The sequence below is a fragment of the Hydrogenophilus islandicus genome, assembly GCF_054657095.1.
In genome coordinates, this window is the sequence record NZ_BAAHXE010000076.1 from 1 (window position 1) to 683 (window position 683).

2 rRNA genes are annotated in these 683 nt (G+C 57.2%); both read right to left on the reverse strand.

From position 1 onward, the window contains the following. Positions 1-16 precede the first annotated feature (16 nt). A 5S ribosomal RNA gene (rrf, locus tag ACYQ6T_RS10720) occupies positions 17-130 on the reverse strand. A gap of 71 nt (positions 131-201) precedes the next feature. Further along, positions 202-683 (reverse strand): 23S ribosomal RNA (locus ACYQ6T_RS10725); the annotation flags it as partial.

Sequence of the window (683 nt, forward strand, 5' to 3'; positions counted from 1 at the left end):
GTGTGTGTTGGGATGAGTCTGACGATGACCTACTTTCCCGAGGGTGGTCCTCAGTATCATCGGCGCTGCCTTGTTTCACGGTCCTGTTCGGGATGGGAAGGCGTGGGGCCAAGGCGCTATGGTCGTCAGACTCAAAGAGCTTGTGACGTGTGTGTGTGGAGTGGCGGTGCTTGTGGTGGGGGTGTGTGGCGTTACGGCCATAGGATCAAGCCGGTCGGGCAATTAGTACGGCTCAGCTCAACGCCTTGCAGCGCTTACACATGCCGCCTATCAACGTGGTGGTCTTCCACGGCCCTGATGGGGAAGTCTCATCTTGGGGCGAGTTTCGCGCTTAGATGCTTTCAGCGCTTATCTCTTCCGCACTTAGCTACCCGGCGGTGCCACTGGCGTGACAACCGGTACACCAGAGGTGCGTCCACTCCGGTCCTCTCGTACTAGGAGCAGCTCCCCTCAAACTTCCTACGCCCACGGCAGATAGGGACCAAACTGTCTCACGACGTTTTAAACCCAGCTCACGTACCTCTTTAAATGGCGAACAGCCATACCCTTGGGACCGACTACAGCCCCAGGATGAGATGAGCCGACATCGAGGTGCCAAACACCGCCGTCGATGTGAACTCTTGGGCGGTATCAGCCTGTTATCCCCAGAGTACCTTTTATCCGTTGAGCGATGGCCCTTCCAT